Below are 603 nucleotides of genomic sequence, written 5' to 3'. Positions count from 1 at the left end.
TGCCGACACCTTCGTCTTCGACCGGCTCGGCGACAGTACCGTGTCCGGCGCCGGTCGGGACACGCTCAAGGATTTCAGCACGTCCCAGGGGGACCGGATCGACCTTCACTTCATCGATGCGGTCGCCGGCGGCGTGGTGAACCAGGCCTTCCGCTTCATCGAGGACGACGCGTTCACGATGAGGGCGGGCGAGCTTCGCTCCATCGTCTCAGGGGGGAGTACCCTGGTGAGCGGCGATGTGAATGGCGATGCGAAGGCCGATTTCGCCCTGCTCCTGAGCGGCACCTTTGCCCTCCAGACGGCGGATTTCATCCTGTAGTGTCGGCCTGACGAGCCCTTGCAAGATGCGTGATGCATCGAGAAAACGGCCTATGATTCGTGTGACCGGAAGGATGTCGATGAGAGGTTTTTCCTCGTCGCGATGTTTCGGAGGGCTGGCATGGCGAACCATTACTGCCTGGACCCTTTGGATCCCCATGAGGGATCGGAAGTGTTCGTGGTTTTCGAAGGCCGATACCCCAATATTCGCCTTCTGTCGGTCATCAACCGGAATCGCGATGACATTCTCTCCGATCTGGTGGAGGAGCAGAGGCGCGACCTGAT

The 603-nt window shown here is 60.2% G+C and carries 1 pseudogene; it reads left to right on the top strand.

The features are described 5' to 3' along the window. Window positions 1–319: pseudogene (locus tag MBTS_RS22695) on the top strand (hypothetical protein); the annotation flags it as partial. Window positions 320–603 lie beyond the last annotated feature (284 nt).

Origin of the sequence: Methylobacterium bullatum, assembly GCF_014845095.1 — a bacterium.
Classification (GTDB): domain Bacteria; phylum Pseudomonadota; class Alphaproteobacteria; order Rhizobiales; family Beijerinckiaceae; genus Methylobacterium; species Methylobacterium bullatum.
The sequence above is the reverse complement of the archived record's forward strand: the minus strand, read 5'-3'. Positions and strand labels throughout refer to the sequence as shown.